Origin of the sequence: Marinobacter sp. Hex_13, from assembly GCF_001566815.1 — a bacterium.
GTDB classification, from domain to species: domain Bacteria; phylum Pseudomonadota; class Gammaproteobacteria; order Pseudomonadales; family Oleiphilaceae; genus Marinobacter; species Marinobacter salarius.
Map to the genome: position 1 here is coordinate 18,058 of NZ_LSMM01000012.1, position 25,524 is coordinate 43,581.

The 25,524-nt window shown below is 57.9% G+C and carries 25 protein-coding genes; 17 read left to right on the forward strand and 8 right to left on the reverse strand.

Annotation, left to right across the window (positions count from 1 at the left end; translation table 11 throughout):
- Positions 1 to 33: 33 nt before the first annotated feature.
- Both wrbA and arsC read right to left on the reverse strand, forming a co-directional pair.
- Positions 34 to 636, reverse strand: a complete 603-nt coding sequence (gene wrbA, locus AXW11_RS03605; protein WP_041334984.1) for an NAD(P)H:quinone oxidoreductase — start codon at positions 634 to 636, stop codon at positions 34 to 36.
- A gap of 13 nt (positions 637 to 649) precedes the next feature.
- Positions 650 to 1,003, reverse strand: a complete 354-nt coding sequence (gene arsC / locus AXW11_RS03610; protein WP_041334988.1) for an arsenate reductase (glutaredoxin) — start codon at positions 1,001 to 1,003, stop codon at positions 650 to 652.
- Between the two features lie 153 nt (positions 1,004 to 1,156).
- On the opposite strand from arsC, the gene AXW11_RS03615 reads away from it, so the two are divergent.
- The 17 genes from AXW11_RS03615 to AXW11_RS03695 all read left to right on the forward strand — a co-directional run bounded on the left by AXW11_RS03615 (position 1,157) and on the right by AXW11_RS03695 (position 19,891).
- On the forward strand, positions 1,157 to 1,567 hold the full coding sequence (locus AXW11_RS03615) for a TlpA family protein disulfide reductase (RefSeq protein ID WP_226909903.1): 411 nt from the start codon (positions 1,157 to 1,159) through the stop codon (positions 1,565 to 1,567).
- Between the two features lie 44 nt (positions 1,568 to 1,611).
- Entirely contained in the window at positions 1,612 to 5,094 is a 3,483-nt protein-coding gene (gene dnaE / locus AXW11_RS03620) for a DNA polymerase III subunit alpha (RefSeq protein ID WP_091643953.1), read from the forward strand.
- A 176-nt stretch (positions 5,095 to 5,270) separates the two neighbouring features.
- Positions 5,271 to 6,224 (forward strand): acetyl-CoA carboxylase carboxyl transferase subunit alpha, encoded by a 954-nt coding sequence (accA, locus tag AXW11_RS03625; protein ID WP_091643950.1) that lies wholly within the window; start codon positions 5,271 to 5,273, stop codon positions 6,222 to 6,224.
- Entirely contained in the window at positions 6,208 to 7,572 is a 1,365-nt protein-coding gene (gene tilS, locus AXW11_RS03630; protein WP_085681116.1) for a tRNA lysidine(34) synthetase TilS, read from the forward strand. Before accA ends, tilS begins: the two co-directional genes overlap by 17 nt.
- Positions 7,573 to 7,660: 88 nt before the next feature.
- Positions 7,661 to 9,289, forward strand: a complete 1,629-nt coding sequence (pyrG, locus tag AXW11_RS03635; protein ID WP_036206623.1) for a CTP synthase — start codon at positions 7,661 to 7,663, stop codon at positions 9,287 to 9,289.
- 2 nt (positions 9,290 to 9,291) lie between these two features.
- Complete coding sequence (gene kdsA / locus AXW11_RS03640; RefSeq protein WP_041334993.1) at positions 9,292 to 10,137, forward strand: 3-deoxy-8-phosphooctulonate synthase; 846 nt, start codon at positions 9,292 to 9,294, stop codon at positions 10,135 to 10,137.
- Between the two features lie 182 nt (positions 10,138 to 10,319).
- Positions 10,320 to 11,615 (forward strand): phosphopyruvate hydratase, encoded by a 1,296-nt coding sequence (gene eno / locus AXW11_RS03645; RefSeq protein ID WP_085681114.1) that lies wholly within the window; start codon positions 10,320 to 10,322, stop codon positions 11,613 to 11,615.
- A 183-nt stretch (positions 11,616 to 11,798) separates the two neighbouring features.
- Entirely contained in the window at positions 11,799 to 12,071 is a 273-nt protein-coding gene (locus AXW11_RS03650) for a septum formation initiator family protein (RefSeq protein WP_036206633.1), read from the forward strand.
- Between the two features lie 39 nt (positions 12,072 to 12,110).
- Complete coding sequence (ispD, locus tag AXW11_RS03655; protein ID WP_036206636.1) at positions 12,111 to 12,809, forward strand: 2-C-methyl-D-erythritol 4-phosphate cytidylyltransferase; 699 nt, start codon at positions 12,111 to 12,113, stop codon at positions 12,807 to 12,809.
- A 42-nt stretch (positions 12,810 to 12,851) separates the two neighbouring features.
- Positions 12,852 to 13,331, forward strand: a complete 480-nt coding sequence (gene ispF / locus AXW11_RS03660) for a 2-C-methyl-D-erythritol 2,4-cyclodiphosphate synthase (RefSeq protein ID WP_085681112.1) — start codon at positions 12,852 to 12,854, stop codon at positions 13,329 to 13,331.
- On the forward strand, positions 13,328 to 14,428 hold the full coding sequence (truD, locus tag AXW11_RS03665; protein WP_041334998.1) for a tRNA pseudouridine(13) synthase TruD: 1,101 nt from the start codon (positions 13,328 to 13,330) through the stop codon (positions 14,426 to 14,428). Before ispF ends, truD begins: the two co-directional genes overlap by 4 nt.
- Complete coding sequence (surE, locus tag AXW11_RS03670) at positions 14,406 to 15,170, forward strand: 5'/3'-nucleotidase SurE (RefSeq protein ID WP_041335000.1); 765 nt, start codon at positions 14,406 to 14,408, stop codon at positions 15,168 to 15,170. The genes truD and surE overlap by 23 nt, the downstream gene beginning before the upstream one ends.
- On the forward strand, positions 15,170 to 15,826 hold the full coding sequence (locus AXW11_RS03675; RefSeq protein ID WP_036206648.1) for a protein-L-isoaspartate(D-aspartate) O-methyltransferase: 657 nt from the start codon (positions 15,170 to 15,172) through the stop codon (positions 15,824 to 15,826). Before surE ends, AXW11_RS03675 begins: the two co-directional genes overlap by 1 nt.
- Entirely contained in the window at positions 15,823 to 16,803 is a 981-nt protein-coding gene (locus tag AXW11_RS03680) for a polyprenyl-phosphate transporter (RefSeq protein ID WP_041335003.1), read from the forward strand. The genes AXW11_RS03675 and AXW11_RS03680 overlap by 4 nt, the downstream gene beginning before the upstream one ends.
- A gap of 352 nt (positions 16,804 to 17,155) precedes the next feature.
- Positions 17,156 to 17,911: a peptidoglycan DD-metalloendopeptidase family protein gene (locus tag AXW11_RS03685; protein ID WP_174447636.1), complete on the forward strand. Its 756-nt coding sequence runs from the start codon at positions 17,156 to 17,158 to the stop codon at positions 17,909 to 17,911.
- A 215-nt stretch (positions 17,912 to 18,126) separates the two neighbouring features.
- Complete coding sequence (gene rpoS / locus AXW11_RS03690; protein ID WP_036206655.1) at positions 18,127 to 19,128, forward strand: RNA polymerase sigma factor RpoS; 1,002 nt, start codon at positions 18,127 to 18,129, stop codon at positions 19,126 to 19,128.
- A 187-nt stretch (positions 19,129 to 19,315) separates the two neighbouring features.
- The gene (locus AXW11_RS03695; RefSeq protein WP_036206658.1) at positions 19,316 to 19,891 is read left to right on the forward strand and encodes a chalcone isomerase family protein; all 576 of its coding nucleotides are present in this window, start codon (positions 19,316 to 19,318) and stop codon (positions 19,889 to 19,891) included.
- Between the two features lie 43 nt (positions 19,892 to 19,934).
- Here AXW11_RS03695 and nth read toward each other — a convergent pair whose 3' ends face one another.
- Genes nth through rsxB form a run of 6 tightly spaced genes read right to left on the reverse strand, consistent with a single transcriptional unit; the run spans position 19,935 to position 25,522 of the window.
- On the reverse strand, positions 19,935 to 20,576 hold the full coding sequence (nth, locus tag AXW11_RS03700; protein ID WP_091643947.1) for an endonuclease III: 642 nt from the start codon (positions 20,574 to 20,576) through the stop codon (positions 19,935 to 19,937).
- A 40-nt stretch (positions 20,577 to 20,616) separates the two neighbouring features.
- Positions 20,617 to 21,327 carry an electron transport complex subunit E gene (locus tag AXW11_RS03705; protein WP_041335006.1) on the reverse strand — a complete coding sequence of 237 codons (711 nt, stop codon included), beginning with the start codon at positions 21,325 to 21,327 and terminating at the stop codon, positions 20,617 to 20,619.
- Position 21,328: 1 nt separating this feature from the next.
- A complete protein-coding gene (rsxG, locus tag AXW11_RS03710) occupies positions 21,329 to 22,030 on the reverse strand; it encodes an electron transport complex subunit RsxG (protein WP_091643944.1) in 702 nt (233 codons plus the stop codon).
- A 3-nt stretch (positions 22,031 to 22,033) separates the two neighbouring features.
- Complete coding sequence (rsxD, locus tag AXW11_RS03715) at positions 22,034 to 23,086, reverse strand: electron transport complex subunit RsxD (RefSeq protein ID WP_091643941.1); 1,053 nt, start codon at positions 23,084 to 23,086, stop codon at positions 22,034 to 22,036.
- A gap of 19 nt (positions 23,087 to 23,105) precedes the next feature.
- Positions 23,106 to 24,944, reverse strand: a complete 1,839-nt coding sequence (rsxC, locus tag AXW11_RS03720) for an electron transport complex subunit RsxC (protein WP_091643938.1) — start codon at positions 24,942 to 24,944, stop codon at positions 23,106 to 23,108.
- Positions 24,944 to 25,522 carry an electron transport complex subunit RsxB gene (gene rsxB, locus AXW11_RS03725; RefSeq protein WP_041335008.1) on the reverse strand — a complete coding sequence of 193 codons (579 nt, stop codon included), beginning with the start codon at positions 25,520 to 25,522 and terminating at the stop codon, positions 24,944 to 24,946. The genes rsxC and rsxB overlap by 1 nt, the downstream gene beginning before the upstream one ends.
- Positions 25,523 to 25,524 lie beyond the last annotated feature (2 nt).

Genomic DNA, 25,524 nt, shown 5'->3' on the forward strand with positions numbered 1-25,524 from the left:
TCGGTGATCCGTTGTCGTTAAGTGGCGCCGGGGTTAGCGCAATTTCATGGCAAGCCGCGCAAGGCGCTCGCCAAATGTCTGGCATATGGCTTTTTCGTGGTCGTTCACGGACTGTGGCTCTCCGGTGCCAGCCCAGTGGGAAGGGCCGTAGGGCGTACCCCCGGCGGAGGTCTCGTTGAGCGCGCTTTCCGAATAGGGCACACCGCACAGCACCATTCCATGATGCAGCAGTGGCACCATCATCGTCAGCAGGGTGCTCTCCTGACCGCCATGCAGGCTGCCAGTGGACGTAAACGCGCCGGCGGGCTTTCCGTTGAGGGTTCCGTTCAGCCACAGGTCGCCGGTGCTGTCGAGGAAATACTTCAGCGGTGCTGCCATGTTGCCGAACCGGGTCGGGCTGCCGATGGCCAGGCCCGCACAGTTCGCAAGATCATCCTTGCTGGCATAGGGCGCGCCGTCGTCCGGTACCGCAGGCAGGGACGCCTCGGTGTCCGGCGACACGCTGGGCACGGTGCGAATTCTGGCATCCATACCCTGCACCCGGGATACGCCCCGGGCAATCTGGGCGGCCAATTCGGCCGTTTGCCCAGTGCGGCTGTAATACAGCACCAGGATATAGGGCGAGGTGGTCGCCATTGGAGATCTCCGGTTAGAGAATATTCAGGACATTTTCGGGCGGTCGGCCCAGGGCTACCTTGTTACCCCTGATTACGATGGGGCGCTCAATCAGCTTCGGAGTGTCGACCATCGCTTTGATCAGCGTCTCACGGCCAAGCTCGGGGTCGTCCAGGCCCTGTTCCTTGTATTCCTTTTCCCCTGTTCTCATCAGCTCTCTGGGAGTGATGTCCAGGGCTGCAAGGATCTGTTCCAGGATTTGCTCTGTCGGTGGCGTTTCCAGGTAACGTATAATGTCCGGTTCAACACCTTGTTCGCGAAGGAGTTCAAGGGTTTGCCGGGATTTTGAACAGCGCGGATTGTGGAAAATTCGGGTTGGTTCTGTCATGGTTCTCCCTCTTCCCAGGTCAGGTTAACCGCAAGTTTGTCTGAGCGCCGTAGTCTAACAGGAGGCCACCCTTTGCAATACCCTGCGCGATATCCTGCAAAGTACTCTGCACTGGTGCGTTATTCCACCAGGTTGTGCGGGATCGGTATACTATTGGCCTTGTTGCCGCTGGCAGGCTGCCAGAACCACGAGTTTGAAAAGTCGGACGGAACCGTACTGCAGTGGGAGAGCCTGAGGGGCCACTGGGTGCTGGTCAATTATTGGGCCGAGTGGTGCAAACCCTGCCTGGAGGAAATTCCGGAGCTGAACAGTATCGACACCGCCAGTGCCGTGGTTGTCCTCGGTGTGAATTTTGATGATGTTCGTGGCCAGGAACTGATCGACCTGGGGCGAAGAATGGGTATTGAGTACAGCATGCTGGCAGAGGATCCAGGGCCGCAATTTGGCTGGGAAACACCCGTGGCCCTGCCCGCAACGTTTATTGTGGATCCGGATGGAGACCTCGTCGAGGCCCGCTTCGGCCCGCAAACTGAAGAAGACATCAAAGAATTGATTGGTCGCTGACCTGGCCCCGAACCGCCATTAACCTGCAGGAAATTTCCGACGCTATGTCACAGACCTTTGTCCACCTCCGCGTGCATTCCGAATATTCCATGGTCGATGGCCTGGTGCGCGTGAAACCCCTGATCGGTCGTGTTGCAGAACTGGGCATGCCCGCTGTCGGGCTTACGGAGCAGTCCAATATGTGCTCCCTGGTGCGCTTCTACAAGGCGGCCATGGGTGCTGGGGTGAAGCCCATTATCGGCGCAGACCTGTGGGTCGAAAACCCGGACGAGCCCGACAACCCGTTTCGCATCACTCTGCTGGCCCGTAACAACGATGGCTACCTGAATCTGACCGAAGTGGTCTCGCTGGGGTACACAGAGGGGCAGCGTTTCGGTAAGCCAATTATCCAGCGAAAGTGGCTGGAAAGCCGCACCGAAGGGCTGATTGCCCTGTCTGGAGCGCGACTGGGGGACGTGGGCAAGGCGCTGATGTCGGGCAAGCTGGACCTTGCCAGACAGCGTGCCGAATACTGGATGAACCTTTACCCGGGGTCGTTTTACCTGGAGTTGCAACGCACCGGGCGTCCTGGGGATGAAGATTGCCTGCACCTGAATGTTGAGCTGGCGGAGGCGCTGGGCTGCCCGGTGGTGGCGACAAACGATGTCCACTTCCTCCATGCCGAGGATTTCGAAGCCCATGAGGCAAGGGTCTGCATTGGCGAGAGCCGGACCCTGGACGACCCCAGGCGGGAGCGTCGTTTCAGCGACCAGCAGTATCTGCGCAGCGCCGATGAAATGATTGAGCTGTTCTCTGATATCCCCGAGGCAGTCGAAAATACGGTGGAAATTGCCCGACGCTGCTCGGTCCCGGTGCGTATGGGGGAGTATTTCCTGCCGAACTACCCCATTCCCGATGGCATGACCATGGATGACTACTTCCGAAAGGTGTCGGAAGAAGGCCTGGAAGAGCGGCTGGCGAAAACCCTCAGCAAGGACGACCCCGAATACGATGCCAAGCGCGAGGCCTACTATAAGCGCCTGAACTTCGAGCTGGATATCATTATCCAGATGGGGTTCCCGGGGTACTTCCTAATCGTTATGGACTTCATTAAGTGGGCCAAGAATAACGGCGTGCCGGTAGGTCCTGGCCGGGGTTCCGGTGCTGGCTCCCTGGTGGCCTACGCCCAGTTGATTACCGATCTTGATCCTCTGGAATACGACCTGCTGTTCGAGCGCTTCCTGAACCCCGAACGGGTTTCGATGCCCGACTTCGACGTCGATTTCTGCATGGAAGGCCGTGATCGTGTTATCGCCTACGTGGCGGAAAAATACGGCCGCGAGGCGGTATCCCAGATCATTACCTTCGGCACCATGGCTGCCAAGGCGGTTGTGCGGGACGTTGCCCGGGTTCAGGGCAAGTCGTACGGGCTGGCGGACAAACTCTCCAAGATGATTCCCTTTGAGCCGGGTATGACCCTGGAGAAGGCCCTGGAGCAGGAACCACAACTGGTCGAGTTCCTGGAAAATGACGAGGAAGCCCAGGAAATCTGGGAAATGGCCCTGAAACTCGAGGGTGTGTGTCGAAACGCCGGTAAGCACGCCGGCGGCGTGGTGATTGCGCCCACCAAGATTACCGATTTCTCGCCGCTGTACTGTGATGACGAGGGCGGCAGCCTGGTGACCCAGTTCGACAAGGGCGATGTGGAAGACGCCGGCCTGGTGAAGTTTGACTTCCTGGGGCTGCGGACCCTGACCATCATCGACTGGGCCCTGAAGATGATTAACCCGCGCCTGGAGAAACAGGGCAAGCCGGCGCTGGACATTAACGAGATTCCGCTGGACGACGTGCCTTCGTTCGACATGCTCAAGAAGGCGGAAACCACAGCGGTGTTTCAGCTTGAATCCCGTGGCATGAAAGACCTGATTCGCCGCCTGCAACCGGACTCCCTGGAGGATATGATCGCCCTGGTCGCCTTGTTCCGTCCGGGGCCACTGCAGTCGGGCATGGTGGATGACTTCATCGACCGGAAGCATGGCAGGCAGCCCATGTCATTCCCGCATCCTGATTATCAGTATGAGGGGTTGAAGCCCGTTCTCGAGCCCACCTATGGCGTTATCCTGTATCAGGAACAGGTTATGCAGATTGCCCAGGTGATGGCCGGCTACAGTCTTGGTAACGCCGACATGCTGCGCCGGGCCATGGGTAAGAAAAAGCCCGAGGAAATGGCCAAGCAGAAGCAGTTCTTTCTCGACGGCTGTGAAAACAATGACATCAACAAAACCCTGGCGGAGAACATTTTCGACCTGGTTGAAAAGTTTGCTGGCTATGGCTTCAACAAATCCCACTCGGCGGCCTACGCGCTGGTTTCCTACCAGACCCTGTGGCTGAAGGCTCATTATCCCGCTGAGTTTATGGCCGCGGTACTCACGGCGGATATGCAGAACACCGACAAGGTGGTCACGCTGGTGGAGGAGTGCCGCAGCATGGGGTTGGAGCTGCTGGTGCCCGACGTCAGCCGCTCTGAATACACTTTTACCGTCAACGATGACGGCGCCATTGTGTACGGTCTCGGCGCCATCAAGGGGCTTGGTGAGGGACCGATTGGCAGTATTCAGGCCGGCCGCGCCGACGGCGAGCCCTACCAGGATATTTTCGATTTCTGCCGCCGGGTGGATCTGAAAAAAGTAAACAAGAGGGCCATGGAGGCCCTGATCCGCTCCGGTGCCATGGATAAGCTGGGGGCAGGGCGCGCCCAGTTGATGGCCAGCATAGATAAGGCCATTCAGCAGGCCGGCCAGCAATCCCGCAACGAGTCCGTGGGCATGACCGACATGTTTGGCGACATGCTGATGGGCGGGGAAGATGGCGATCCTTATTCCGACGTGGCGAATGTGCGGGAATGGCCCAAGAAAGAGCGCCTCAAGGGGGAAAAAGACACCTTGGGCCTTTACCTGACGGGCCATCCGTTCGATGAATATGAGAAAGAAGTGCGTCGGTTCGTGCGTTCATCCATTGCTGATCTCAAACCGGCTCGCCAGCCCCAGCGTGTTGCCGGCCTTGTCGTTGCGCAACGTTCCATGAAGACCCGTACAGGGTCGACCATGGCGTTTATCACCCTGGATGATCGCAGTGCCCGCATTGAGGCCACTTTGTTTTCAGAGGCTTTTTTCGAGAATCGGGAGTTGCTTCAGTCCGACCAGGTCATTGTGGTGGAAGGCCAGGTCAGCCATGATGATTATTCTGGCCAGATGAAGATGCGCGTCAGCTCGGTGATGGATGTTGGTACGGCCCGGCAACAGTTCAGTCGTGGTCTCAAGCTCGCTATTCACGCGGATCAGCTTCAGAACGGCCTGCTGGATAAACTGGACTCCACGCTCAGGCCCTTCCGTTGTGAGGGCAGCCCGGTATGGATTGAATACAGTAGCGATAATGCCAGTACCCGTATCGAACTGGGTGAATCGTGGCGCGTACAGCCCGATGACGACCTGTTATTGGAGTTGAAATACCTCGTAGGCGACCAGTCGGTAGAACTGGTCTATGATTGATACTATCCGGCAAGGTTCATCCCGGGTATGGCGGACACGTTGAATAATTACGTTTTTGTCAGAAAGCGGACTCATACGAAGGTCCGCTTTAGCCAATGCTCAGGCGCTGCTATCTTTGTCCAAAATTCTGGTTTGGCGACTTACATTCTCGCCTTGCAAGCAAATGATGGAACATCATGAACCCTAATTATCTGGATTTCGAACAACCGATTGCCGACCTTGAAGCCAAGATTGAAGAGCTTCGCATGGTGGGAAATGATACCGATATCAACATCACCGATGAGATCAGCCGGCTGCGCAAGAAGAGTGTCAGCCTGACTGAAAGCATCTTCTCGAACCTCAAACCCTGGGACGTAGCCCGCCTGGCTCGTCATCCCCGCCGGCCCTATACCCTCGACTACGTTGACATGATCTTTGACGACTTCGACGAGTTGCACGGTGACCGTCGCTATGCGGATGATCAGGCCATCGTCGGTGGCACTGCCCGCCTGGATGGCAAGCCAGTCATGGTGATTGGTCACCAGAAAGGCCGGGAAGTACGCGACAAGGTAAAGCGGAATTTCGGTATGCCGCGCCCGGAAGGGTACCGTAAGGCTTTGCGGCTGATGGAGATGGCTGAGCGTTTTCGCATGCCGATCCTGACCTTTATTGATACCCCGGGTGCCTATCCAGGTATCGGAGCCGAAGAGCGTGGCCAGAGTGAAGCGATCGCCTTCAACCTGGCCGTCATGTCCCGCCTGAAGACGCCGATTATTTCTACGGTGGTAGGCGAGGGTGGCTCTGGCGGTGCTTTGGCCATCGGCGTGTGCGATCAGTTGAATATGCTTCAGTATTCCACCTATGCAGTCATTTCACCCGAAGGCTGTGCGTCAATCCTGTGGAAGAGTGCGGAATACGCTTCCCAGGCGGCAGAAGCGATGGGCGTGACCGCCGACCGACTGAAGGATCTTGGGCTGGCGGACAACGTTATTACAGAACCGCTGGGCGGGGCGCATCGCAGCCTGGAAGAAATGGCAGAATCCCTGCGTGAGACCCTGAGTAAGGGCATTGCCGAACTCGGTCGCCTGCCGGCCGACGAACTGGTGTCCCGCCGCTACGAGCGGTTGACCCGATATGACACCGGCCGGTAACCCCGGCTCCGGAAGAGACTGGCCGGAGGCGCTATGTACTCCGGTCAGGCACCTGCCTGATCATTCACACCTTCGCATTGCCCTCAGCGGTGGCATGGACTCCGTTCTGCTTCTTCATGTTGCCACCTGGCTGTACGCCCATAGCGGCCAGATTTCTGCGGTTCATATCAACCATCAGTTGCAGCCTAACGCCGATCAAACCGAGCGTTTCTGTCGATCGATTTGCCGGCAGCTTGGTGTGCCACTCGACAGTCACCGTGTCACCGTCAGCGGTCGCGAATCTTCGGATATTGGCGCTAGCGGTGGCGGTATTGAGGAGGCCGCCCGGAATGCGCGTTACCAGGTGTTTGAGGAGATTCTGGCGCCGGGAGAGTTACTGTTGATGGCCCATCATGGTGATGATCAAGCTGAAACAGTGCTGTTTCGGTTGTTGCGCGGGACTGGCATGGCGGGGCTGGGTGGTATGCCGGTGACACGCCCTCTGGGTGCTGGTCGGCTGTATCGACCACTGCTTGATTTCAGTCGCGCAGAGCTTCACGGATGGGCAGTTCAGCACGGTATCGAGTGGATGGAAGATCCCAGTAATATCGATGAGCGCTTTGATCGCAACTTTCTCCGTACGTCGATTTTTCCTCTCCTCAAGTCACGCTGGCCGTCGCTGATCAGTCGTATGGGGCATACCGCCCATTCGTGTCGAGAGGGGGACGAGTTGGCTGCAAAGCTGGCGGAAATCCACTTTAAACAATGTGCCGGGCCTTCTGGTGAGCTTTGTTTGAGTGCGCTCGGTGCACTGTCTCTGGCGGAGCAGAAAAACCTGCTGCGCTGGTGGGCAAGGTATTTTCGTTATCAGCCCCCCGCCATTGCAGACTGGCCGCAGGTTCTGGAAGATTTTCTGAGCTCGCCGGCGGACAGGGAGCCGGAGCTTCGGGGAACGGGGTTCGTGATTCGACGTTTTCGGGGGTGCCTGTACCTGGTTCCCGAGTTCACGAAATTGCCTGCCGGAAAGCCTGTCCTGGTTCCGGATCAGGCGCTATCGTGGGGTGGATGGCGATTGACGCTGGCGGCGTCAGGTAAGCCTAAAACACCGGCGCCGGAAATAAGGGTATCTACGAGGGCAGGGGGCGAACGCATCCGCCCAGCCCCTGGCGGCCCGTCGAAATTATTGAAGAACTGGCTTCAGGAAAAAAATGTTCCACCCTGGGAAAGAGCCCGGCTACCGCTGCTTCTTGAGGTGGTGGACGGCCATGAAGAAGTGGTCGGAGCTGGCGACTTGTGGGTTTCCGGCAAATACTGTGGAGAGGCCCCGGCCAGTGGCTGGCGGATTGTTGTGGAGCGGGAATGTAATTGAGAAGGTGGCGCCTTTCTGGTAGTCTGGCGTCCCATCTTGAGATGACAATCTCCCTCCTTCACCGAACCAGACAAATCACGGAATCTGCATGACGCGTTATATTTTCGTCACCGGCGGTGTCGTGTCCTCCTTGGGGAAAGGTATCGCATCGGCCTCTCTGGCTGCGATCCTAGAGGCACGCGGCCTGAAGGTCACTATTCTCAAGCTGGACCCGTACATCAACGTGGACCCCGGCACCATGAGTCCGTTCCAGCACGGTGAAGTTTTTGTCACCGAAGATGGCGCGGAAACCGATCTGGACCTGGGGCACTACGAGCGATTTATTCGCACGCCGATGTCACGCCGGAACAATTTCACCACCGGTCGCGTCTACGAGGAAGTGATTCGTAAGGAGCGCCGGGGTGATTACCTCGGTGGTACGGTTCAGGTGATTCCCCACATCACGGACGAGATCAAGCGTCGTGTGGTTGAAGGCGCTTCCGGCGCCGATGTGGCACTGATCGAAATCGGCGGCACGGTGGGCGATATTGAATCGCTGCCATTCCTTGAGGCCTGCCGCCAGTTGAAGGTGGAAGTTGGCCCGCAGCGTGCGTTGTTCATGCACCTGACCCTGGTTCCCTACATCGCCACGGCCGGTGAGATCAAGACCAAACCTACCCAGCACTCGGTAAAGGAAATGCGTTCCATCGGCCTGCAGCCGGATATTCTGCTGTGTCGTTCGGAGCACGAAGTGGACGCCAGTTCCCGTCGCAAGATCGCACTGTTCACCAACGTGGAAGAGCGGGCGGTCATTCCGTTGCAGGATGCCAAGTCCATCTACGCCATTCCGCGCATGCTGCACGAATTTGGTCTGGACCAGCTGGTTATTGAGCGTTTCAGTCTGGATGCCAGCCCGGCCAACCTGGGCGAATGGGATGCGGTCGTTGAGTCCCTGATGAATCCGGAAGGTGAAGTTACTATCGCCATGGTCGGCAAGTACATGGAGTTGCTGGACGCCTACAAATCGTTGATCGAGTCGCTCCTGCATGCCGGTATCAAGACCCGCACCAAAGTCCGTATGAACTACATTGACTCCGAAGACATCGAGCGCGATGGTACCGGTGCGCTGGCCAGTGCCGATGCCATTCTGGTTCCAGGTGGCTTTGGTGAACGCGGTGTCGAAGGCAAGATCCGCACGGTGCAGTACGCCCGCGAAAACAAGGTTCCGTACCTGGGTATCTGCCTGGGTATGCAGGTGGCCGTTATTGAATACGCCCGCAACGTGGCGGGCCTGAAAGATGCCCACAGCACCGAATTCCGCGAACACACCCCGGAGCCGGTTGTGGGGCTGATCACGGAGTGGCTGGATGCCAGCGGCGAGAAAGAGGAGCGCACCGAAGAGTCTGATCTGGGCGGCACCATGCGCCTGGGCGCTCAGGACTGCGTGGTCGCTGAAGGTTCCACCATCGCCAACTGTTACGGTCGTAAGACCATCCGTGAGCGCCACCGTCATCGGTTCGAGGTGAACAATCATTTCCTGCCACAGTTGGAAGGTGCCGGCCTGAGAATTTCCGGTCGCTCCACCGACGGCAAGCTGGTTGAGGTTGTGGAAGTGCCTGATCATCCCTGGTTCGTGGCATGCCAGTTCCACCCGGAATTTACCTCCACGCCCCGGGACGGCCACCCGCTGTTCAAGGGCTTTGTTGAGGCAGCCCTGGCCCGTAAAAAGGAATCCTGATCATGGCGCAGAGTACGGTGAACGTCTCGGGAATCGAGGTTGCCAACGATAAGCCGTTCGTGTTGTTCGGTGGCATGAACGTGCTGGAATCTGCCGAAATGGCGATGGAAGTGGCCGAGGCGTACGTCGAGGCCACCAGCAAGCTCGGGATTCCCTACGTATTCAAAGCGTCATTCGACAAGGCCAACCGCTCGTCCGTGCATTCCTTCCGCGGCCCCGGTCTTGAGAAGGGGCTGCAGATTCTGGCGGACATCAAGAGCAAGTTCGGTGTCCCTATCATTTCCGATGTTCACGAGCCTGAGCAGGCTGCACCTGCCGCAGAAGTTTGCGATATCATCCAATTGCCGGCTTTCCTGAGCCGACAGACGGATCTTGTTGTTGCCATGGCAGAAACCGGAGCGGTCATCAACATCAAGAAGGCCCAGTTCCTGGCGCCACAGGAAATGAAGCACATCATTGCGAAGTGTGGTGAAGCCGGTAACGACAAGGTGATCCTGTGTGAGCGCGGCACCAGCTTCGGGTACAACAACCTTGTGGTGGATATGTTGGGCTTCGGTATCATGAAGTCCATGAATGTGCCGGTGATGTTTGACGTCACTCACGCCTTGCAGATGCCCGGTGGTCGCGCGGATTCAGCCGGTGGCCGCCGAGCCCAGGTAACCGACCTGGCCCTGGCGGGCATGTCCCAGGGGCTTGCGGGTCTGTTCCTTGAGGCTCACCCCGACCCGGATCAAGCCAAGTGCGACGGGCCCTGTGCTCTCCGCCTGAGCCAGCTTGAGCCGTTCCTGGCCCGGGTGAAGGCCGTTGATGACCTTGTGAAGAGTTTCAAACCTATTGATACCGCCTGATTGGCGGTTTTTTTGCGTTCCAGAAGGACTGTGGGAGTGAGCGGGAACGGCCCTACGAAAATGTGCGGAGCCATGGATGGCGGAGCCCAAGCGCACAGGGATGTGCTTTTAGCGTTTTTCGTAGGGCCGTTCCCGCTCGCTCTTACTCCCAATTTTGAAATCAAACTTGGAGACAGAGAAGAATGACCAAGATTGCCAACATTAAAGGCCGTGAAGTACTGGATTCTCGCGGGAACCCCACGGTTGAAGCGGACGTGATTCTTGAGGACGGCACCATCGGCAGTGCTTGCGCCCCCTCTGGTGCGTCGACGGGTTCACGCGAAGCTCTGGAGCTTCGTGACAAGGATACGAGCCGCTATCTGGGTAAGGGCGTTCTGAAAGCTGTTGAGGCGGTAAACGCCAAGATTCGCGATGCCCTGATTGGTAAAGACGCAGCTGATCAGCGTGCTCTCGACAACATCATGCTTGAGTTGGATGGCACTGAGAACAAAGCCAACCTGGGCGCCAACGCTATTCTGGCTGTCTCCCTGGCCGCTGCCAAAGCCGCTGCCGCTTCACTGGGCAAGCCGCTGTATGCTCACATTGCGGACCTGAACGGCACCTCCGGCAAGTACAGCATGCCGGTGCCGATGATGAATATCCTCAACGGTGGCGAGCACGCAGACAACAACGTTGATATCCAGGAATTTATGGTCCAGCCGGTGGCTGCGAAGTCATTTGCCGAAGCGCTGCGCATTGGTGCGGAAATTTTCCACGCGCTGAAGAAAGTGCTGAACAGCAAAGGCCTTAACACCGCCGTGGGTGACGAAGGTGGTTTTGCACCGGATCTGCCTTCCAACGAAGGCGCTCTGGCGGTGATCCAGGAAGCGGTGGAGAAGGCTGGCTACAAGCTGGGTACTGATGTGACCCTGGCGCTGGACTGTGCCTCATCCGAGTTCTATAAGGATGGTCAGTACCAGCTTTCCGGTGAGGGCAAGTCCTTTGATTCCGCCGGTTTCGCCGACTATCTCGCTGGTCTGTGCGAGCGTTATCCGATTGTGTCTATCGAAGACGGTATGGATGAGAGCGACTGGGACGGCTGGAAAGTGCTGACTGAGAAGTTGGGTGACAAGGTTCAGCTGGTAGGTGACGACCTGTTCGTGACCAATACCAAAATCCTCAAGCAGGGTATCGACAAGAGCATTGGTAACTCCATCCTGATCAAGTTCAACCAGATTGGTAGCCTGAGCGAAACTCTCGACGCCATCAAGATGGCTCAGGATGCGGGTTACACGGCGGTGATTTCCCACCGTTCCGGTGAAACTGAAGACACCACCATCGCCGATCTGGCCGTGGCCACCTGTGCGGGTCAGATCAAGACCGGCTCCCTGTGCCGCTCTGACCGGGTTGCCAAGTACAACCAGTTGCTTCGCATTGAGGAAGCGTTGGATGGAAAGGCTCCCTATCGTGGCCTGAGCGAGATCAAAGGCCAGGGCTAATCGCCTGTGAAGGATACCCTGTCGGCGGGATGCTGACAGGTAACCGATCCGGAAAGGCCATCGTGATCCTCAAAATGTGAGGCATGATGGCCTTTTTGTACAACTGGTTAGCAGAACTTGTTGCTAAACTACACTAAGGTCTATACTTACTGTCCGGTTGATGCATCGTAAACGGAATTCGCAATGAAGTTACTCTGGTCCATCATGATTATTCTTATTCTCCTGCTGCAGGTGCGCCTGTGGGTTGGGGAAGGTAGTTTTGCCCAGGTATGGGGACTGGAGAACGCCATTGCCGAGCAGCGCGAGGAAAACGCCGAGCTTTCAGCCCGCAATGAGCGTCTCTATGCGGAAGTTCGTAACCTCCGCGGTGAGAAAGGTGCGGTTGAAGAACGTGCCCGCATGAACCTGGGGCTGATCCGCAACGATGAAACCTTCTTCCTGGTGGTCGAGCAGTAACCCAGCCGCAAGCCAGGCCGATCAAAGCTGACCACGTCCATGAGTAAACCCCGCTATTGGTTGATTGTTCCCGCCGCCGGTTCCGGCCAGCGAATGAAGGCAGACTGCCCGAAGCAGTATCTCAGGCTGGACCATCAATATATCCTTGATATCACTCTCTCCAGGTTATTGGACAATGCTGATTTTTCAGGTTGTGTGGTCGCTATTCGCGCGGACGATCCCTGGTGGCCGGAAACTGCAGCCAGTTCTGACGCACGTATAGAGTCCTGTGCCGGGGGCGCTGAGCGTGCGGATTCGGTATTGTCTGCACTTGAGGCACTGGCCTCTCGGGCGGATGACGACGATTGGGTGCTGGTACACGATGCCGCCCGGCCTTGCCTGCATCCCAATGACCTCGAACGATTGCTGACCCAACTTCAGGATCACCCTGTGGGTGGCTTGCTGGCGACGCCGGTGGCCGATACGCTCAAACTTGTGGCAAGTGACAGCAATCAGGTGGAGACAACCATCGACCGTCGTCATCTGTGGCGCGCCCTGACTCCTCAAATGTTCCGTTGTGGCGCCTTGAGGATGGCTCTGAAAGCTGCCATTGCGTCAGGTTACCCGGTGACCGATGAAGCCTCGGCCATGGAATACGCAGGCAATGTTCCCTGTATCGTTGAGGGGCGACCGGATAATATAAAGATTACGGTACCCGCTGATCTGGCACTGGCCGGTTTTATCCTCAGCCGTCTCTAGCGGCAAGCCTGCATCGTTACTGATTGAAAAGGAAACAGCACTATGCGAATCGGGCAGGGCTTTGATGTCCATGCTTTCTGTGAGGGAAATCAAGTCGTTATTGGCGGTGTGACCATTCCGCACACCCATGCCCTCAAGGCCCATTCCGACGGGGACGTGCTTTTGCACGCCCTTGCAGATGCCCTGTTGGGTGCCGTGGCCCTGGGCGACATCGGTCACCTGTTTCCCGATACCAGTGATGAGTGGGCGGGAGCGGACAGCCGGGACTTGCTGCGCCGCGTGATGGAGCGTGTTGCCGGTGAAGGGTATGGTGTCGGTAACGTGGATGCCACCATTATTGCCCAGGCCCCGAAAATGGCGCCCCATATTGAGGCCATGCGGTTGACCATTGCCGAGGATCTTGCCATCCCGGCGAGCCGGGTCAGCGTCAAGGCGACCACCACCGAAAAGCTGGGCTTTGCCGGCCGCGGTGAGGGCATTGCGTGCCAGGCGGTTTGCCTGCTGGAGCCGGTTTCATCATGACGGATGCTCAGCACGCTTCCAACGGCTGGCGACTCGACTGGCCAACCTCCTCGGGCTCTCGGGTGGCTTCGGCGCGTATCAAATCGCTCCCCGGCGACTTTTTCGTGGATGAAGATCTGTCTATGCCCGATGACAGTGGCGGTGGGGGAGAGCATCTGTGCCTGCGTCTGGAAAAAGTCGGGGATAACACCGACTACGTGGCGCGGCAGCTTGCTAATATCTGCGGTTGCAGGCATTTCGACGTGGGTTTTTGCGGGCTGAAGGACCGTCATGCGGTCACGCGTCAGTGGTTTAGCCTTTATCGGCCGGGACAGGAAGACGACGATGGAGCGTTCATCCAGGCGGTGGAGGAACACTGGCCGGTATTGGCTCAGTACCGCCAGGCTCGAAAACTGAGGCGGGGCGATCATCAGGGCAACCGGTTTGAGCTGGTGCTAAAGGACGTGGTCGGCGACACATCTGCTATCGATGCGGCTCTGGCCCGGTTGCGGGACCTCGGATGCCCGAATTATTTCGGTTCGCAACGGTTTGGCCATGGCGGTGCCAATCTGGATAGGGCGCTGACCATGGACCCGACAACACTGAACCGTCGGAGTGGTCGCAATGTCAAAAAGCGTGGGCGAGGGCGGTCAACCTCTGGCAGTCGCGACAGTAAGAACGTATTGTACTTTTCGGCGGCACGTTCGTGGTTATTCAACGAGGTGCTCGCCCATCGTGTTGAGACTGGCACCTGGCTGGAACCTCTGGAGGGAGAGCCTGGCGCCTGTGAAAATCAGAACCTGATGGTGACAGGTCCTCTCTGGGGCGACGGTGGCACCGAGGCAGTGTCGGTCCAGGGCGAAATCGAGCGTTCCGTGGTTGCGGAGCACCCGCAGCTGGCAGCGGTGTTTTCAACCACCCGCATGAAGCCTGAGCGTCGGCCGCTGAGCCTGAAACCGGAAGGTCTGGAGTGGCATTGGGACGGCAATGACCAGTTGCGGTTGTCGTTCCGGCTTGCGCCGGGGCAATACGCAACAACGTTGCTGGACGATGTGTTTGATATAATGGACGCAACCACGTTTATTGGAGAAAATTGTGCGAATTCTGTTGTCCAATGATGATGGCGTTCATTCGCCTGGTCTTCAGGCCCTACACGACGGGCTCCAGGGGCTGGGCCATCTTGAAGTCGTGGCGCCGGATCGGGACCATAGCGGTGCCAGCAATGCCTTGACGCTGAGCCGCCCGCTAACAGTGGAAGACCATCCCAATGGCTTCCGGTCCGTGGACGGGACCCCGACAGATTGCGTTCACCTTGCGGTTAACGGGCTGTTTGAAGAGCCGTTTGATCGAGTGGTCTCGGGCATCAATACCCACGCTAACCTCGGCGACGATATTATCTATTCGGGTACGGTGGCGGCTGCCACCGAGGGCAGAAACCTGGGGTTGCCAGCAATAGCGGTATCGCTGGTGAACGAAGGCCGTTTCCACTACGAAACGGCGGCCAGGGTTGTTCGCGCGTTGCTGGAAAGCGATCAGCCGTTAACTCTTGGTCCTCGATGCATTCTCAATGTGAACGTTCCCGATGTGCCATGGGAAGATATTGCCGGCTTCCGCGTGACCCGGCTTGGCCATCGCGACCGGGCTGAAGGCGCGGTGCCGATGACCTGCCCCCGGGGCAAGTCCCGTTACTGGATCGGTGCCGCTGGCAAGGGCAGCGACGCCGGACCGGGGACCGATTTCAACGCGGTGCGCGAGAATTACGTTTCGATCACTCCCGTCCATGTGGATATGACGCGCCATGAGGTACTGTCGCCACTGCGAGAGTGGGTTGAGTTGCTGTCAGGACGGGAGGGACGTTAATGGTGGCAGCGATTGACGGTATTGGAATGACGTCCCGCCGAACCCGTATGCGACTGATACAAAGGCTCAGAGAGGCTGGTATAGCCGATGAGCAGGTGCTTACGGCCATGGCGGACGTGCCGCGTCACATATTCCTTGATGAAGCGCTTTCCCATAGGGCCTACGAAGATACTGCGCTGCCCATTGGCTACAGTCAGACCCTGTCTCAGCCTTATATTGTCGCGCGAATGACAGAATCCCTGATGCACCACAAACCCCGGAAAGTGCTGGAACTGGGAACCGGGTCGGGCTACCAGACCGCGATCCTTGCCGGGTTGGTGGATCAGGTTTTCAGCGTTGAGCGCATCAAACCGCTCCAGGACCGGGCCCGTGACCGGCTTCGACAGCTTGGCTACCGTAACACGATGCTCAAGCACGCAGACGGAGGTATGGGGTGGCCAGAACAGGGGCCGTTTGACGGCATCATCGTCACCGCGGCACCCCGTGAGATCCCGCCGGAACTGAAAGACCAACTGGCGGATGGAGGCGTTATTGTGGCGCCGATCGGCGAGGGCACACAGATGTTGGTGGAAATGGTACGCCAGGGCGACCGTTTCGAGACCAGGGATATTGAACCGGTGCGTTTTGTGCCGTTGTTGGGTGGGGTTGTACGGTGACCGCAGAACGCCCCTCTGAGTCTTCTGCCGACGTACCTCACTCCCATCACCCCTTTGCGGTATTCCTGAGGGGCATGGCCATGGGGGCGGCTGATATCGTCCCCGGCGTGTCGGGTGGCACCATTGCATTCATTACCGGCATCTACTTCCGGTTGCTGGAAGCCATCAATGCCGTTCCACAAGCCTTCTTCCAGCATCTGATCCGTGGTCAGGTGAGGCAATTCTGGGCGGCGTGTGACGGCACCTTCCTACTGTGTCTGCTGGCGGGGATCCTGGGCAGTATTGCCACCCTCGCGTCCGTGATCAGTCATGCCCTTGCCACTTATCCGATCCTTATCTGGAGTTTTTTCTTCGGCCTGATCGTCGCGTCAGTGTGGCACGTCGGCCGTCAGGTTCGTCGTTATGAGCCATTGTTGCTGTTGCCATTTTCGGTGGGAACCGTTTTTGCCTGGTGGGTAACGACTTTGTCCGGCAGCCCGTTGTCGCCCTCTATGCCGGTGTTCTTCGGTGCCGGGGCCCTGGCCATCTGCGCCATGATCCTGCCAGGAATCTCCGGCAGTTTTATCCTGGTGATTCTGGGTATGTACGTCCCGGTGCTGGACGCCATACGTTCCCTGGATCTGGGCATCCTCGGGATTTTCGCTGTTGGTTGCCTGGTCGGTTTACTGTCGGTTGCCCGGCTCATTACCTGGGCGTTCCATCGCTACCATGACCTTGTGCTGGCGTTGTTGACTGGCTTTATGGTGGGGGCGCTGAACAAGGTCTGGCCCTGGAAAGAGACACTAAGCTGGCGCACCAATAGTGCCGGCCAGCAGGTGCCCCTGAACGAAGCAAGCGTCAGTCCGATGGGCTATGCTGAGTTGACCGGTGACGAGTCACAGTTACTGCTGGCGATAACCTGTGCGTTCGCCGGTCTGTTGCTGGTTTTGCTGGTGGAATGGGTGGGCAGGAAAAAACAGCCTGGCGCCGCCCGCTAGCCTGGTTTTCTGCTCGCTGTTGTGACGGCGTTCACGGGCGTATCGAGACTAAGTGTTACTTTTTGATCCGTACGGTTGTTTCGGGCAGTAACAAACGCAACAGATGGGTAACTTGGTTTCATGCCCAAAATGTGCAATAAATTAGCAAGTTACTTAAAACACTTTATAAACCGCCGAATTTTTTATACGAATTACTAATAACGGGCGTATTTTTATTCTTTTGAGATTAGTGCGTGGGTCCATCATTGCTGCGACGGCAGTCTTCCCGCGGCTCCCCTCCGGTGCCCCTGCCTCTCCGTGTTCAAAAAAACGGACGCGCCTCTACACCTTTCTGCTTGTGCTTTTTGGCGCCATGCTGCTGACTGGCTGCAACACGCAGGCAATCTACCGTGATGACCTCTACAACCCGCCAGTGTACTGGGGCCGCCACGTTGTCAAATCCGGGGAAACGCTCTATAGCATCGCCTGGCGGTACGGCCGTGACTACCGGGAATTAGGTAATGCCAATGGTATAAGCCCGCCTTACCACATCAAGGCAGGGCAGGTTCTCAGGCTGGACCTTCGCGGAAATGTAACATCCACAGCGCAGACTGGCGGAAGTAGTAAAACGTCGGTCTCGCGACCACCAACCCGCACCGCATCGCGACAGCCTGCTCCCAAACCGGAGCCAAAGCCGACGGTTTCGCGGCGGCCCGATAAGTCGTCACCATTAACGGGTCAAAGCCAGACAGTATCCAATGTCAACTGGCGCTGGCCCCACGTTGGCACCGTAATTGCAGGTTATTCTACATCCGGGAAAGTCAATAAAGGTATTGATATTGCTGGAAAAGCAGGTGACTCTGTGAGGGCAGCGGCAAGTGGTAATGTCGTTTATGCTGGAAGTGGGTTGCTCGGTTATGGCAACTTGATCATAGTGAACCACAACGAGCACTATTTGAGTGCTTATGCTCACAACCGGAAGATTCTGGTGCAGGAAGGGGAGGACGTTAAAGCCGGACAGGTCATCGCTGAACTGGGAAACAGCGGCACGGACAGGCCCAAGTTGCATTTTGAAATCCGGAAAAATGGCAACCCGGTCGACCCCGCCCACTACCTCCCGGCCCGATGAAACGGATTGGCAGAACAAAACCTGGCGTTCGGCACCGAAAATCAGAGGCAACGAAAGATAATAGTCGAGACAAACAATAAAAAAACGACGGTTCCGGCAACCGTCAACAGCTAGCAATAAATGTCCTGAACAAGAACACGAAGAAAGCAGGCGCTCGCAATAACAAAAAGACGTGAGCGAATTTCCAGGATCATTGAAAGGCGGGGCAAAGAGTTATGTCAGCAGAGCATGAAGAACTCATCATTGATCGTGTATCAGATGTTGAAGACGCAGACGATCAGCTGTTAGCGGAAGACAAAGTAGAAGAAAAAGAAACGGCCGAAGTGGAAGCCGTTGAAACAGAAGAAGACATCCCGGCCCAGGGTCGATACTTCACCAGCCAGAAACAACTGGACGCCACCCAGCTTTATCTCAACGAAATCGGTTTCTCTCCTCTCTTAACACCCGAAGAAGAAGTGTACTTTGCACGGCTCGCCCGTAAGGGAGAGGAGTCCGGTCGCAAACGTATGATCGAGAGCAATCTACGCCTGGTGGTCAAGATTGCCCGGCGTTACGTGAACCGTGGTCTGACACTGTTGGACCTGATAGAAGAGGGTAACCTTGGGCTTATCCGTGCGGTAGAGAAATTTGACCCCGAGAGGGGCTTCCGTTTCTCCACCTACGCGACCTGGTGGATCCGCCAGACCATTGAGCGGGCCATCATGAACCAGACCCGCACCATCCGCCTTCCCATCCACGTCGTTAAGGAACTCAACCTGTACCTGCGCGCGGCACGGGAGCTTACCCAGAAGCTGGACCACGAGCCGTCGGCGGAAGAAATTGCGCGCATGGTCGACAAGCCGGTAGCAGACGTTAAGCGGATGCTGGGCCTGAACGAGCGCGTTGCGTCCATGGACACGCCTATTGGTACCGGCGGTGAAAAATCCCTTCTGGATACCGTCGCAGACGAAGGCGCCTCTGATCCCGCCGACCTGCTGCAGGACAACAACATGTGCTCCTGTGTCGAAAAGTGGATCGATCAGCTCAGTGACAAACAGCAGGAAGTGTTGTCCCGCCGCTTTGGCTTGAGAGGTTACCCCATCAGCACGCTTGAGGAAGTGGGCCAGGAGATTGGTCTGACCCGTGAGCGGGTTCGCCAGATCCAGGTGGAGGCGCTACGTCGCCTTCGCGAAATCCTGGAGAAGGAAGGCCTGTCGGGAACCATGCTGTTCAAGTAATCGGTTCTGTACCACCAAAAACCGGCCCGCTGTCTGCAGGCCGGTTTTTTTTGCGTTGCCAAATGAGAACCAGCCGGCGTAAGCGTTCGTTTGCTCCCTGTTAAACTTTGATGGCCGGAGGGGGATATGGGTGTCGAACTCCGGTGCAATCAGACATTCAATAATAACGATCAATAAGGAAAGGACGATGAAGAAGGCCCTATCAACAGGATTTGCATCACTGCTGCTGACAGCAGCCCTTACAACACCAGCCGCCGCTCTGACGGTGGAGGGCGTTGATGTGCCGGATACCTACTCGGCGATGGATACCGAGCTCAAGCTCAACGGTGCGGGTACCCGTTCCAAGTGGTTCATGGACCTTTATATCGGCGGTCTGTATGTGCCTGAGACCATCGACGATGGCCAGGCCATTATCAACGCTGACGAGCCCCAGGCCATCACCCTGCACATTATTTCCGGGATGATCACCAGCGACAAAATGAAATCAGCCACAATGGAAGGGTTTGAGAATTCCACAGGGGGAGACCTGGCCGCGATCAAGGACGATGTGGATGCGTTCCTGGATGTGTTTTCAGAAGAGATCAAGGACGGTGACGTGTTTGATCTCGTTTACCTGCCGGGTGAAGGCGTGCGCGTTCTTAAGAATGGCAAGGAACGCGCCACCATTGGCGACCTGGAGTTCAAGAAGGCCCTGTTCGGCATCTGGTTGTCAGACGAGCCTGCCCAGGAAGATCTGAAAGAGAAGATGCTGGGCCAGCGGTAAGCGCACAGTAAGGTGCACCGGTTCCGGTTATCCGGGGCCGGTGTCAGTCCATGTAATCCCGTTTCTGCTTGAATTCGCACAGATCTTCGATGATGCAGGCGCCGCATTTGGGCTTCCTGGCGGTACAGGTGTAGCGCCCGTGAAGGATCAGCCAGTGGTGGGCATCCAGCAGGAACTCCCTGGGCACCAGCCGCATCAGGCGCTTCTCCACTTCCAGCACGTTCTTGCCCGGCGCAATTCCCGTTCTGTTCGATACCCGGAAGATGTGGGTATCCACCGCCATTGCCGGTTGCCCGAACGCGGTGTTCAGAACCACATTGGCGGTCTTGCGGCCCACACCCGGAAGGGCTTCCAGGTCTTCCCGGTTGTCCGGAACTTCCCCGCCGTGTTTTTCAATCAGCGCACGACAGGTCTTGATCACGTTCTCGGCCTTGCTGTTAAACAGCCCGATGGTTTTGATGTATTCCTTCAGGCCATCCACTCCCAGTGCGAGTATTTTTTCGGGTGTGTTGGCTACGGGGTATAGTTTTGCTGTTGCCTTGTTCACACCGACGTCCGTGGCCTGGGCCGAGAGGATCACTGCGATCAGCAGTTCGAACGGGTTGGTATAGTTCAACTCGGTTGTGGGCGTCGGATTGGCTGCCCGCAAACGGGTAAAGATTTCCGTACGTTTTGCCTTGTTCATGGGTTATCCGCTGGCTGAGACAGTAATGGTCATTGGATGTTCAGGATACATGGCCTGTTACCCGCACTCGCTTGCTACCGGCCACGATGGGCTCTGCCGCTGTACGGCGGGCCTTGAGATGATTGTCGATGCCATTCTTCAGCGCGATAAGCAGCCCCAGCCCTACAAAGGCGCCCGGTGGCAGTACCATGAAGAGCACGTCAGGGTATTGCTCCAGCGGACGGATTCCCCAGTCTGCCGCCATAGGGCCCAGCAGGAGATCCATATCGGTAAACAGGGTGCCCTGGCCTACGAGCTCCCGCATGGCGCCGAGTGCAATCAGCACTACCAGAAAGCCGGTACCCATCATGACACCGTCCAGCAGGGCGGGTAGGGGCGGGTTCTTGGAGGCAAACGCATCCGCGCGGCCCAGAATGGCACAGTTGGTCACAATCAATGGAATGAAAATACCCAGGATCTGGTAGAGCTCATAGGTATAGGCCTGCATCAGCAGTTCAGCGCAGGTGACGAAAGAGGCGATGATCATCACGAAGGCAGGCAGGCGCACCGACTCGCTGACAAAGTTGCGGATCAGTGACACTGCCAGGTTCGAGCCCATCAGTACCATCAGCGTTGCCAGGCCCAGGCCGATGGCATTAACGACGGTACTGGTCACCGCTAGCAGGGGGCAAAGCCCCAACACCTGAACCAGGGCAGGGTTGTTGGTCCAAAGCCCGTCACGGATGATCTCTGAGCTGGATTTGGTCGCCATGCTACGAATGCTCCCGTTCTGGTGTCTGGCCAGCGATTTCCTCGGGCGTCAGAGGCGTGCTTCGGGGTGACGCGGGTTCATTGAGGATGTCGCGAATGTCGCTGCGATGCTCACGGAAATAGATGAGTGTTTTTTGCACCGCATTAACCACGGCTTTCGGGGTGATGGTCGCACCGGTGAACTGGTCAAATACCCCGCCATTCTTCCTGACAGTCCAGCGTTCTGGTTCCGGGTTGCCAAGAGAGCGGCCGGTGAACGAGTGGATCCAGTCTGACTTCTTGGTTTCAATGCGGTCGCCCAGGCCAGGGGTTTCCCGGTGGCTGGTCACCCGAACGCCCAGCACCGTGCCCTTCATATCCAGGCCCACCAATAAGTGAATGTTGCCAGAATAACCGTCAGGGGCCACCACCGGCATGATCAATCCGGTAGGGCGGCCATTGCGACGTGCCACCCAGGCCGTGACGGGGTCGTTAGCGTTCATTCCGTTATCCGCAGGAAGCTGCACCGTGTCGGTCAGCAGATGATTGTCGTGCCGGTTTTCCGGAATGATCTCAAACAGCGCCTGAGCTTCCGCTCTGGCGGCCTGTTCCTGTATGCGCTCGGCCGTCATAACCTGGGTGATGGCGATGGTGCCGCCGGTAATGATGGCGAACAGGCCCAGGCCAATGGCGTTGCGACGGATGGACTTTGCGAGTGCTGCCATGCTTTACCCCTGACCCTTGCCGGGAATGCCGCGCCGGGGCTTGTGATGCCCATAGGTACGAGGCGGCGTGTAGTGGTCGATAAACGGCACCGCGAAGTTCATCAGCAGAACGCTGAAGGCCACCGCATCGGGGTAGGCGCCCCAGGTGCGGATCAGGTAAATCAGGATACCAATACCCGCTCCGTAGATCAGCTTGCCCTGATGGCTGGACGCGGCGGACACCGGGTCTGTGGCGATAAAGAATGCACCTAACATGGTGCCCCCTGCCAGCAGGTGCATGGACAGCGGCGCATACTGGTCCGCGTTGCTGCCAAAGGCAAGGCCCATAAGCGCGAGGCCCGCCAGCATGCTGACTGGAATGTGCCAGGTGATAATCTTCAGGCCGACAAGAACCAGGCCACCCACTAGGAACGCGGCGTTGACCCACTCCCAGCCCCGTGCAACACCGTCGCCGAAAGTGGGGTGAGCAAGCACCTCCGCTGCGGTGTGAGTGGTAATCTTGTGTTTGTACTCATCCAGCGGCGTGGCCATGGTAAAGGCGTCTACCGCTGTTTGCTGACCGGAGGCGATCATGCCCAGGGTGTCGCCAAACCCCGGAGCGGTCTCCCATAGGAGACCGGGCTGTGCCCAATTCGTGGTCATGGCCACGGGGAACGAGATCAACACCAGAGCGTAACCCACCATGGCAGGGTTGAACGGGTTGGAGCCCAGGCCACCATAGAGCTGCTTGGCCATGACGATGGCGGCGATGACGGCAACCGCGGACACCCACCAGGGCGCAAACTGAGGCAGGGAAAGGCCCAGCAAAAGGCCAGTGACCGCAGCGGTGTTGTCTTTCAGGAAGAAAACCACCGGGCGCTTGCGAAGCTTCAGAATGGCAGCCTCGGCTGCCAGTGCCACCGCGATGCACCAGACCACGTTGATCAGATTGCCCCAGCCAAAGAACAGGGTCAGCGCCAGCAGGCCGGGCAGGGCCGCCAGAATCACCCACAGCATGACCTGTGACGTGGAGCGGGCGTTACGGGCGTGGGGCGAGGACTGTTGCGCAAGTGCCATTAGCGTTGGAGCCTGTTCATCATGAGTCTGTCGTTTGGGTATCGGTGGCCGCCACAGATTGCCGGGCCTCTGCCAGAGCCTCTTCCGCCCGCTTCACCCGGTCGTGGTTCTTGGTGACGGCTCTCTCGAGTTTTTCGACATTGTCCGCATTCTCGGCCCTGGCGTCCTCCAGCATGCTTTGCATGGTGTTCAGCTTTGCGGTGGCCTGGGCAAGCTGCTTCTCTAGGGCGTCAATATCGGGTGCCGGTTCGCTGGCGGCTTTGGTTTCAGATGTCTCGGCTTTCGTTTCGGCCTGTTGTTGGCCCTTGGCCTTTTTGCGGGCAAGGGCTTCCTGCACCAGGGCGGCTTTGGCGGCACGGTCATCGGCGGGCTGGCCTTCTGCTTCCGCCTTTTCAGCCTCGGCCTGCTTCCTGGCCTGGGCTTCGGCAGCCGCCTTCGCTCGTTCTTTGCGGCGCTGCTCTTTCTCCTGCTGTTCCCGTTCGAGTCTCGCCTGACGGGCTTCAAAACGTTCACGGGCGCGATCCGCTTTCAGCTGTTCAGCCTGTTGTACCCGTATCTCGCCTTTGGCCGCCCGGTAATACTGCACCAGCGGAATGGAGCTGGGGCAGACGTAAGAACAGGCACCACATTCGATGCAGTCGAACAGGTTCAGGTGCTCGGCTTTGTCGAACTCCCCGGCTTTGGAGTACCAGAACAGTTGCTGGGGCAGCAACTCCATTGGGCAGGCTTCGGCGCACATGCTGCAGCGAATACAGGGTTGTTCCGGAGCCGGGTCCGGTAATTCCGTGGCAGTGGCGGCAATGACGCAGTTGGTGGTCTTGACCACCGGTACGGCTGGCGTTTCCAGGGTATAGCCCATCATCGGCCCACCCAGAACAAGGCGGTGGAGCTTGCTGTTTTCCTGCCCGGCCTGCGAGAGCAGGTAGTCGATAGGTGTGCCGATCAGGACCTCGAAATTACCGGGATCGGTCACTGCATACCCAGTGACCGTTGTGACACGGGAAATCAACGGCTCGCCCCGATGAATGGCGGCGGATACGGCGATGGCTGTGCCCACGTTCTGGCACATCACTCCAATATCCGCTGGAATCCCGCCACTGGGCACTTCCATGCCTGTCAGGATCTGTATCAGCTGTTTTTCACCGCCAGAGGGATATTTGGTGGGGATGACCGCGATCTCTGTCTGGGTGCCCTCCGCGGCTTTCCTGAGCGCTGAGATGGCCTCTGGCTTGTTGTCCTCAATGCCGATCACAACCCGCTCCGGGCGCAGTATCCACGCCATGATGCGCAACCCGGCAATGATCTCGACCGCGTTCTCCCGCATCGACATATCGTCGGCCGTGATGTAGGGCTCACACTCCGCGCCGTTCAGGATCAGCGTGTTTACCTTCCGGTCCCTCGGCGGGCGTAGCTTGATGTTTGTGGGGAAGCCGGCGCCTCCCATGCCGGAAATGCCGGCGTCGCGGATTTGTTCGAGCACCGTTTCCCGGTCCAGATCCCGGTAGTTCGTTATCGGGTTGAGAGGTGCCCACTCATCTTTTCCGTCGGGCTTGAGGGTAATGCACCAGTCGCTCATTCCGGAGGGGTGGGGAACGGGCTGAAGGCTGACGGATTCAATGGTGCCGGACGTCGGCGCGTGAACGGGTACGCCCATGCCGCCGGTCACGTCGGCTATTTTCTGGCCTTTGAGGACTCGATCGCCGACTGCAACACAGGATTCGGCCGGCTCGCCTATATGCTGCTGCAACGGCAATACCAGAACTTCTGGCAGGCCGGCGCCAGTGATCGGGCGTGATGTGGACTGGTGTTTGTTTTCGGCAGGATGGATGCCGCCGGAAAAGTCCCAGAGCTGTGTCATCAGGCGTTGGCCCCCTGACGATCGGTGGCAATCACACCGGATTTGGGCGGTGTCCAGGTCCAGGAGCGAATGTCGGGCTCTACCGTAATCATGTCGATACAGTCCACCGGGCAGGGTTCCACACACAGATCACAGCCGGTGCATTCGCTCTCGATTACGGTATGCATGTGTTTTGCGGCGCCGAGGATGGCGTCCACCGGGCAGGCCTGGATACACTTGGTGCAACCAATGCACTCGTCCTCGCGAATCACCGCAACACGCTTGGCCTGTTCCACCCCGTGTTCCGCGTCCAGCGGTTGTGGCTCCACGTCCAGCAGGTCCGCCAGTGCCTTGATGGTGGTTTCACCGCCCGGAGGGCATTTGTTGATGGCATCGCCGTTGGCAATGGATTCGGCGTAGGGACGGCAGCCGGGAAAACCACACTGGCCGCACTGGGTTTGGGGAAGCATGGAGTCAATCTGGTCCACCAACGGGTTGCCTTCCACCCGAAAGCGCTCTGCGGCAAAGCCCAGCAGGCCGCCGAACACAACCGCCAGCGCGAGCAGAACCAGTACGGCAATCAGTATGCTCGTCCACATAA

Coding starts and splice junctions, on each gene's coding strand:
- dnaE (WP_091643953.1), top strand. CDS start 1,612: ATGTCACAGACCTTTGTCCACCTCCGCGTGCATTCCGAATATTCCATG.
- rpoS (WP_036206655.1), top strand. CDS start 18,127: ATGTCAGCAGAGCATGAAGAACTCATCATTGATCGTGTATCAGATGTT.
- ispD (WP_036206636.1), top strand. CDS start 12,111: ATGAGTAAACCCCGCTATTGGTTGATTGTTCCCGCCGCCGGTTCCGGC.
- truD (WP_041334998.1), top strand. CDS start 13,328: ATGACGGATGCTCAGCACGCTTCCAACGGCTGGCGACTCGACTGGCCA.
- nth (WP_091643947.1), bottom strand. CDS start 20,576: ATGAACAAGGCAAAACGTACGGAAATCTTTACCCGTTTGCGGGCAGCC.
- wrbA (WP_041334984.1), bottom strand. CDS start 636: ATGGCGACCACCTCGCCCTATATCCTGGTGCTGTATTACAGCCGCACT.
- AXW11_RS03685 (WP_174447636.1), top strand. CDS start 17,156: ATGCTGCTGACTGGCTGCAACACGCAGGCAATCTACCGTGATGACCTC.
- kdsA (WP_041334993.1), top strand. CDS start 9,292: ATGGCGCAGAGTACGGTGAACGTCTCGGGAATCGAGGTTGCCAACGAT.
- pyrG (WP_036206623.1), top strand. CDS start 7,661: ATGACGCGTTATATTTTCGTCACCGGCGGTGTCGTGTCCTCCTTGGGG.
- tilS (WP_085681116.1), top strand. CDS start 6,208: ATGACACCGGCCGGTAACCCCGGCTCCGGAAGAGACTGGCCGGAGGCG.
- rsxD (WP_091643941.1), bottom strand. CDS start 23,086: ATGGCACTTGCGCAACAGTCCTCGCCCCACGCCCGTAACGCCCGCTCC.
- rsxG (WP_091643944.1), bottom strand. CDS start 22,030: ATGGCAGCACTCGCAAAGTCCATCCGTCGCAACGCCATTGGCCTGGGC.
- eno (WP_085681114.1), top strand. CDS start 10,320: ATGACCAAGATTGCCAACATTAAAGGCCGTGAAGTACTGGATTCTCGC.
- accA (WP_091643950.1), top strand. CDS start 5,271: ATGAACCCTAATTATCTGGATTTCGAACAACCGATTGCCGACCTTGAA.
- rsxB (WP_041335008.1), bottom strand. CDS start 25,522: ATGTGGACGAGCATACTGATTGCCGTACTGGTTCTGCTCGCGCTGGCG.
- rsxC (WP_091643938.1), bottom strand. CDS start 24,944: ATGACACAGCTCTGGGACTTTTCCGGCGGCATCCATCCTGCCGAAAAC.
- AXW11_RS03695 (WP_036206658.1), top strand. CDS start 19,316: ATGAAGAAGGCCCTATCAACAGGATTTGCATCACTGCTGCTGACAGCA.
- ispF (WP_085681112.1), top strand. CDS start 12,852: ATGCGAATCGGGCAGGGCTTTGATGTCCATGCTTTCTGTGAGGGAAAT.
- AXW11_RS03675 (WP_036206648.1), top strand. CDS start 15,170: ATGGTGGCAGCGATTGACGGTATTGGAATGACGTCCCGCCGAACCCGT.
- AXW11_RS03705 (WP_041335006.1), bottom strand. CDS start 21,327: ATGGCGACCAAATCCAGCTCAGAGATCATCCGTGACGGGCTTTGGACC.
- AXW11_RS03650 (WP_036206633.1), top strand. CDS start 11,799: ATGAAGTTACTCTGGTCCATCATGATTATTCTTATTCTCCTGCTGCAG.
- arsC (WP_041334988.1), bottom strand. CDS start 1,003: ATGACAGAACCAACCCGAATTTTCCACAATCCGCGCTGTTCAAAATCC.